This window comes from Amycolatopsis heterodermiae, assembly GCF_034929455.1.
Lineage (GTDB): Bacteria > Actinomycetota > Actinomycetes > Mycobacteriales > Pseudonocardiaceae > Amycolatopsis > Amycolatopsis heterodermiae.
The window spans coordinates 67,882-74,832 of record NZ_JAYFSI010000024.1; the positions used below are offsets into that span (position 1 = coordinate 67,882).

The 6,951-nt window shown below is 72.7% G+C and carries 8 protein-coding genes; all 8 read left to right on the plus strand.

What is annotated here, in order from left to right:
- Window positions 1-55 precede the first annotated feature (55 nt).
- The 8 genes from VA596_RS49150 (at window position 56) to VA596_RS49185 (ending at window position 6,950) form a co-directional block, all read left to right on the plus strand.
- Window positions 56-436, plus strand: a complete 381-nt coding sequence (locus VA596_RS49150) for a DoxX family protein (RefSeq protein ID WP_323337681.1) — start codon at window positions 56-58, stop codon at window positions 434-436.
- Between the two features lie 442 nt (window positions 437-878).
- Window positions 879-1,997 carry a TIGR03364 family FAD-dependent oxidoreductase gene (locus VA596_RS49155; protein WP_323337683.1) on the plus strand — a complete coding sequence of 373 codons (1,119 nt, stop codon included), beginning with the start codon at window positions 879-881 and terminating at the stop codon, window positions 1,995-1,997.
- Window positions 1,994-2,665, plus strand: a complete 672-nt coding sequence (locus tag VA596_RS49160; protein ID WP_323337685.1) for a phosphonatase-like hydrolase — start codon at window positions 1,994-1,996, stop codon at window positions 2,663-2,665. Before VA596_RS49155 ends, VA596_RS49160 begins: the two co-directional genes overlap by 4 nt.
- Window positions 2,662-3,678 carry a 2-aminoethylphosphonate ABC transporter substrate-binding protein gene (locus VA596_RS49165; RefSeq protein WP_323337687.1) on the plus strand — a complete coding sequence of 339 codons (1,017 nt, stop codon included), beginning with the start codon at window positions 2,662-2,664 and terminating at the stop codon, window positions 3,676-3,678. Before VA596_RS49160 ends, VA596_RS49165 begins: the two co-directional genes overlap by 4 nt.
- Window positions 3,675-4,736, plus strand: a complete 1,062-nt coding sequence (locus tag VA596_RS49170; RefSeq protein WP_323337689.1) for an ABC transporter ATP-binding protein — start codon at window positions 3,675-3,677, stop codon at window positions 4,734-4,736. The genes VA596_RS49165 and VA596_RS49170 overlap by 4 nt, the downstream gene beginning before the upstream one ends.
- Window positions 4,733-5,587 carry a 2-aminoethylphosphonate ABC transporter permease subunit gene (locus tag VA596_RS49175; RefSeq protein ID WP_323337691.1) on the plus strand — a complete coding sequence of 285 codons (855 nt, stop codon included), beginning with the start codon at window positions 4,733-4,735 and terminating at the stop codon, window positions 5,585-5,587. Before VA596_RS49170 ends, VA596_RS49175 begins: the two co-directional genes overlap by 4 nt.
- Window positions 5,565-6,362, plus strand: a complete 798-nt coding sequence (locus tag VA596_RS49180) for an ABC transporter permease (protein ID WP_323337693.1) — start codon at window positions 5,565-5,567, stop codon at window positions 6,360-6,362. Before VA596_RS49175 ends, VA596_RS49180 begins: the two co-directional genes overlap by 23 nt.
- Before the next feature lie 60 nt (window positions 6,363-6,422).
- Window positions 6,423-6,950 carry a hypothetical protein gene (locus VA596_RS49185; RefSeq protein WP_323337694.1) on the plus strand — a complete coding sequence of 176 codons (528 nt, stop codon included), beginning with the start codon at window positions 6,423-6,425 and terminating at the stop codon, window positions 6,948-6,950.
- Window position 6,951 lies beyond the last annotated feature (1 nt).

Below are 6,951 nucleotides of genomic sequence, written 5' to 3' on the forward strand. Positions count from 1 at the left end.
TGTCACGTTCCTCGCGCACGTCTCGTTCCTCCCGTATCCGATTGGGGAGGACACCATGAACATCGCGCTCTGGACCGGGCAGATCGTGCTGGCGGCGCTCTTCGCGCTGTCGGGGGCGCTCAAGTCGACGATGTCGCGGGAGAAGATGCTCGAAACCGGGCAGACCGGCGCCGCCGCGTACCCGCTGCCGGTGGTCCGCTTCACCGCGATCTGCGAGCTACTGGCCGTGCTGGGCCTGATCCTGCCCCGGCTGCTCGGCGTCGCCCCGGTGCTGACGGGGTGGGCCGCACTCGGGCTCGCCGTCGTGATGGTGGGGGCGATGGCGATGCACAGCAAGCTTGCGATCGCGGGCCACAAGCCGGCCGAGTGGCGCAACGTCGGGGTGAACGCGGTCATCTTCGCGGCCTGCGTCTTCGTCGCCGCCGGTCGCCTGTGAGGGTGACGGCGGATGCGGGGGTGGTCGCTCGACTTCGCTGCTGCGGGCTGCGGACGTATCGGGGTGCTGGACGATGGCCCGCGCCCGGGCGATCGTGGGTTACAAGCCCGGCCGAGTGGCGCGATGTCGGGGTCAACGCCCGTCCGGGGCGGGCTCGACTTCGCGGTGGGATGCGGCCGGGTGGGCCGCGCTCGGGCTTGCCGTCGTGAGCGTGGGTGATCGCTATGCGCAGCAAGTTCGCGATCATCGGCCCGGCCCGGGTGTGCACCTCGGTGGTCCTGTTCGCGTTCTGCGACTTCGTGACGAGGTCCGCCGGAAGCTCCCGGAGCGCCCGCAAAGATAACGGAACGGTAACTCATCCGGTCCAATATTCGGTGGCGCTTCATGCCGTGTTCGCCGTTGGGTCAGGCGCTGTTGGCGCGCGGCCGCGAGCGTGTGCGGCGTGCGAATCCTCATCGTGGGTGGTGGCGTGCTCGGCACGCTGCACGCCTGGCAGGCCGTCGAACGCGGCCACGACGTCGTCCAGCTCGAAAGCGAACCCGAGGCCCGGGGCGCGTCCGTGCGCAACTTCGGCCTGGTCTGGGTCGGGGGCCGGGCCACCGGCGCCGAACTGGACACTGCGCTGCGGGCGCGGGTGCTGTGGGAGCGGATCGGCGAGCGCGTTCCGGGGCTCGGCTTCCGTGCGAACGGTTCGCTGACCGTCGTCCGGACCGAGGCCGAACTCGCCGTCGCGGCCGAGGTCGCCGCGGGGGCCGAGGCCGCCGATCGCGGGTACAAGCTGCTCGACGTCGCCGAAACCAAGAAGCTGAACCCGGCGCTGCGCGGCGACTTCAGAAGCGCGTTGTGGTGCGAACGCGACGCCGCCGTCGAGCCCCGCGTCGCGCAGCCCGCCCTGCGCGCCGAGCTGGCCCGCAGTGGCCGCTACACCTGGAAGCCCGGCCGGGAGGTCCGGCATCTGAGCGCCACCGGCGTCGTCGACGACCGGGGCGAGCGCCACGACGGCGACGTCGTCGTGTTCTGCACCGGCGCGTGGACCGGCGGGCTTGTGCGCGAGCTGGCCGGCGAGCCGCCGGTGCGGAAGGTCCGGCTGCAGATGGCGCAGACCGAGCCGCTCGGCGAGGAGCTGACCACCAGCGTCGCCGACGGTGACAGCTTCCGCTACTACCCCGCCTACCGCGGTCCGGCCCTCGAGACCCTCGAAGCCGGGCAGCCGCAAAGCAAGGTCGCGCAAGAGCACCGCATGCAGCTGCTGCTCGTCCAGCGGCTCGACGGCTCGCTGACCATCGGTGACACCCACGAGTACGACCAGCCGTTCGCCTTCGACGTCACCGAAGACCCGTACGAGCACCTCGCCGAGGTCGCCGGGGCGCTGCTCGGCCGTCCGCTGCCGCGGATCCGGCGCCGGTGGGCGGGTGTCTACGCGCAGACCACCGACACCGGCCGGATCGTCCACCGGGAGCGTGTCGCGGACAACGCGCTGCTCGTCACCGGGCCGGGCGGCCGCGGCATGACCTGCTCGCCCGCCATCGCCGAAGACACCGCCGAGGAGCTGAACCTGTGACCACCGAACTCGTCGTCCTGGACATGGCCGGCACGACCGTCGCCGACGACGGCCTCGTCGTCCGGGCCTTCACCGCCGCGATCGGCGCCGTCGGAGTGTCCGAAAAGGACGATCGCTACGAGGGCATGCTGAAGTACGTCGTCGACACCATGGGCCAGTCGAAGATCACCGTCTTCCGCGCGCTGCTCGACGACGAAACCCAGGCGCAGCAAGCCAACGCCGCGTTCGAAGGCGCGTACGGCGACCTCGTGCGCGGCGGCGCGTGCACCCCGATCGACGGCGCCGAAGACGTCATCCGCGGCCTGCGAAAGAACGGCGTCAAGGTCGCCTTCACCACCGGCTTCGCCCCGGCGACCCAGCTGGCCATCCTCGACGCGCTCGGCTGGCGGGACCTCGCCGACCTCGCGCTCGCCCCCGGCGACGGCGTGCGCGGCCGCCCGTTCCCCGACCTCGTCCTCACCGCCGCACTGCGGCTCGAAGTCACCGACGTGCGGCGGATCGCCGTCGTCGGCGACACCGCGTCCGACGTCCTGTGTGGCCGCCGCGCGGGCGCGTCGGTCGTCGCCGGCGTCCTCACCGGCGCGGGCCGCCGCGAAGACCTCCTCGAAGCCACCCACGTCCTCGATTCCGTTCGCGAACTTCCCGCCGTGCTAGGAGAAAACCGATGAGAAAGACCATTGCCGTGCTCGCCGTGGCGCTGACCGGCCTGCTCGCCGCTTGCGGCGGCACCGGCGCCGGCGCGTCCGGCGGCAAGACCGTCACCGTGTACACAGTGGACGGACTGGAGGACTGGTACACCGCCCGGTTCGCCGAGTTCAAGCAGCAGACCGGCATCACCGTCGAAGCCGTGACGGCCGGCTCGGGCGAGGTCGCCTCGCGCGTCGAGAAGGAGAAGGCCAACACGAAGGCCGACGTCCTCGTCACGCTGCCGCCGTTCATCCAGCGCGTCGCCGGGCAGGGCCTGCTCCAGGCGTCCGCCCCGGCCGGCGCCGACCAGGTCCCCGCCGCGCAGAAGGACCCGCAGGGCCGCTACTTCGCGATGATGAACAACTACCTCAGCTTCATCCACAACCCGGGCGCCACCCCGAAGACCTGGGACGACCTGCTCGACCCGAAGCTCAAGGGCAAGTTCCAGTACTCGACGCCCGGCGAGGCCGGTGACGGCACCGCGGTCCTGCTGCAGCTGCAGCACGTGCTGGGGGAGCAGGGCGCGCTCGACTACCTCGGCAAGCTCGAGGCGAACAACGCCGGGCCGTCGTCGTCCACCGGCAAGCTGCAGCCGAAGGTGGCCAAGGGCGAGCTGCTGGTGGCCAACGGTGACGTCCAGATGAACCTCGCCGAGATCGCCAAGAGCGGCGGCTTCGACGTGTTCTTCCCGGCCGACGCCCAGGGCAAGCGCTCGACCTTCGCGCTGCCGTACTACGCCGGTCTCGTCACCGGCGCACCGCACGCGGACGAGGGCAAGAAGCTCCTCGACTTCCTGTTCTCGCCCGAGGTCCAGGCCAGGACCTCGGACGCGTTCGGCATCCCGGCCCGCGCCGACGTCACCGCCACCGGCGCCAACGCCGACAAGATCAAGGCCGCGCTGCAGGGCGTCGACGTCTGGAACCCGGACTGGACCGCCGTGCTCGCCAAGCTGGACGCCGATCTGGCCGCGTACAAGAAGGCCGTCGGCCGATGACCCCGGCGGTCGAGTTCCGTGACGTTTCCGTCCACTTCGGACGGACGACGGCGCTGGCCGGGCTCGACCTCGCCGTGGCCCGCGGCGAGACCCTGGCCCTGCTCGGGCCGTCCGGCTCGGGCAAGTCGACGGCGCTCAAGGCGCTGGCCGGGTTCGTGCGGCCCAGCTCCGGGCGCGTGTTCCTGGCCGGGCAGGACGTCACCGACCTGCCGCCGCACAAGCGCGGCCTCGGTGTCGTGGTGCAGAGCTACGCGCTGTTCCCGCACATGCGCGTCGCCGCGAATGTCGCCTTTGGACTCAACGCACGGCGGGCCCCGCGCGCCGAGGTCGCGTCGCGGGTCGCCGAGGTCCTCGACCTCGTCGGCATGGGTGCCTACGCCCGGCGGTACCCGCGCGAGCTGTCGGGCGGGCAGCAGCAGCGCGTCGCGCTCGCCCGGGCGCTGGCCATCCGGCCCGACGTCCTGCTGCTCGACGAGCCACTGTCCGCATTGGACGCCGCGCTGCGCGAGGACATGATCGCGGAGCTGCTGCGGCTGCGCGCCGAACTGCCGGACACGACGCTGGTCTACGTCACCCACGACCAGGGCGAGGCGCTCGCGCTGGCCGACCGGATCGCCGTCATGCGCGACTCCCGGCTGGTCGAGACCGGCCCGTGCGAGCAGCTCTACCGCCGCCCGGCGGACGGGTTCACCGCGAGCTTCCTCGGCGCGGCCAACCTCATCCCGGTCGAGGTGATCCACGACGGGACACCGTCGACGGTCCGGCTGGGCGGCCGCGAACTGACCGCCGAGCCGACCGGGGCGCTCACCCCCGGCCAGGCGGTGGCGCTGGGGGTCCGCCCGCACCGGGTGGGCGTCGGCGCGCCGGGCGCGGACACGCTCCCGGCGCTGGTCCGGGCGGTGCAGTGGCGCGGCAGCGGCTACCGCCTGGACCTGGAGCTGGAGGCGACCGGCGGCACGATCCGCGCGGAGGTCGCCAACGTCGACGGGCTCGCCGTCGGCGCGCCGGTCGGGGTGTCGATCCCGGACGGCTGCCCGCTGGTCGGAGTCGGCTCATGACCGGGCTCGCGCTGGAAGCCACCGTCGCGCCGATGCCGCGGCGGGCGTCCGGGCGGCGCGGCCGCGGGCTCTGGCTGTTGCCCCCGCTGGTGGTCGTCGCGGTCTTCTTCGGCTACCCGCTCGTGCTCGTGGCCGGGCAGTCCCTGGCCACGGACGACGGCGTCGGCCTGGCGAAGTGGGCCGAGGTGCTCGGCTCGGCGGAGTTCCGGAACGCGGCCTGGCAGACGGTGCTGCTGGCCCTGGGCGCGACCACCGGCTGCGTGCTGCTCGGCACGTTCTTCGCGCTGGTCGTCGCGTTCGTCCCGTTTCCCGGGGCGCAGACGCTGTCACGGCTGGTCGACACCGTGCTCGCGTTCCCGTCGTTCCTCATCGCGCTGGCGTTCACCTTCCTCTACGGCAGCGCGGGCGTCTTCGGCGCCGGCGGGTTCCTGTACTCGCCGTGGGGTGTGCTGCTGGCCGAGATCACCTTCTACACGCCGTTCGTGATGCGGCCGGCGCTCGCGGCGTTCAGCCAGGTGCCGGGCGTGCAGCTGGACGTCGCCGCGGCGCTGGGCGCGAAGCCGGGGCGAGTGCTGTGGCGGGTCGTGCTGCCCGCGGCGCTACCGTCGCTCGCGTCGGGTGCGTGCCTGACGCTGCTGCTCGCGCTGAACGAGTTCGGCATCGTGCTGTTCCTCGGCGCGAAGGGCGTCACGACGCTGCCGATGCTGGTGTACGGCAAGGGGATCGTCACGTTCGACTTCCCGGCGGCGAGCGTCGTCGCGCTGGTCGACGTCGCGATTTCCCTGCTGCTGTACGGGAGTTACCGGGTACTGGGCGAGAGGGGCCGTGATGCTGCTGTGGACGCGGCGTAGCAAGGCGCTGCTGTGGCTGGTGTTCGGCGTGCTGTTCGCCGTGGTCGTCGCGGCGCCGCTGGTGATGATCGTGCTCGCGTCGTTCGCCGGGCACTGGACCGGCGTGCTGCCGGGCGGGTTCACCCTCGGGCACTACACGGAAGCGTTGTCGGGGGAGACGTTCGCGAGCCTCTCGGTGAGCATCCAGACCGGCGTAATCGCGGGCGCGGCGGCCGTGCTGCTCGGCACGTGGGCCGCGCTGGCCGCGGAGACCGCGCCGCGGCGGCTGCGGCGGATCACCGACACCGTGTTCCACCTGCCGATCGCGGTGCCGTCGGTGGTGCTGGGCCTGGCGCTGCTGGTGGCGTTCAGCCGGCCGCCGCTGGCGTTCAACGGCACGCGCTGGATCGTGCTGCTCGGGCACCTGCTGATCCTGCTGCCGTTCGCCTACAGCACGGTCTCGGCCGCGCTCGCCCGCGTCGACCCGCAGCTCGCGCAGGCCGCGGCCTCGCTCGGCGCGTCGCCGGTGCGGGTGCTGCTGCGGGTGCGCGTCCCGGTGCTGCTGCCGGCGATGACGGCGTCGGCGAGCCTCGCGCTGGCGATGTCGATGGGCGAGCTGGGCGCGACGATGATGCTGTACCCGCCGGACTGGCGCACGCTCCCGGCGAGCATCTTCGCCCTGACCGACCGCGGCCAGGTGTTCCTGGCGTCGGCGGCGACGGTGTTGCTGCTGGTCGTGACGCTGGCCGGGGTCAGCCTGCTGGGACTGGTCCGGGGACGAGCCGCCCATCGGTGACGTTCCGGGCCTCTTGACGGCGCGGTGCAACCTCCCGGCACCGGATTCCGTCTTGGCGGTATGCGCAACGCGGTGAAACTGCTGGGGACGGGCCTGCTGCTGGTCACGCTGACGGCGTGCGGGGCTTCTTCGACCGGGGCCGGGGCCCCGCCGGCTTCGTCGGCGCCGCCGGCCGGCAGCACCGGGCCGGAGACGCCCACCACGGCACCGACGGTGCCGGGCACGGTGACGCCGACGTTCGACCCGCCGCCCCCGGGCACCGTCGGCCGCCCGACGCAGGGCATCGCGCCCGGGGACAACGTCATCGCCGAGAGCCAGGTCGACGCGCGCGGGCTGCCGGAGGGCTACCCGCGCACGCTGACCCGCAGCATCGACGGCAAGCAGGTGATCCTCGGCGCCGAGGAGGGTGGCTGCCGCCGCGTCTCGGCCCGCCTCGGCGACCAGACGGCGGCGCAGGTCGTCGTGCTGGTCACGGTGACCTCGCCGCGGAAGGGCCAGATGTGCCCGGACTACATCAGGGAGATCAGCATCCCGCTGACCCTGGCCGCGCCCCTCGGCACCCGCACGGTCGTCCTCCGCCAGGGCTAGG

Coding starts and splice junctions, on each gene's coding strand:
- VA596_RS49175 (WP_323337691.1), top strand. CDS start 4,733: ATGACCGGGCTCGCGCTGGAAGCCACCGTCGCGCCGATGCCGCGGCGG.
- VA596_RS49150 (WP_323337681.1), top strand. CDS start 56: ATGAACATCGCGCTCTGGACCGGGCAGATCGTGCTGGCGGCGCTCTTC.
- VA596_RS49180 (WP_323337693.1), top strand. CDS start 5,565: ATGCTGCTGTGGACGCGGCGTAGCAAGGCGCTGCTGTGGCTGGTGTTC.
- VA596_RS49185 (WP_323337694.1), top strand. CDS start 6,423: ATGCGCAACGCGGTGAAACTGCTGGGGACGGGCCTGCTGCTGGTCACG.
- VA596_RS49170 (WP_323337689.1), top strand. CDS start 3,675: ATGACCCCGGCGGTCGAGTTCCGTGACGTTTCCGTCCACTTCGGACGG.
- VA596_RS49165 (WP_323337687.1), top strand. CDS start 2,662: ATGAGAAAGACCATTGCCGTGCTCGCCGTGGCGCTGACCGGCCTGCTC.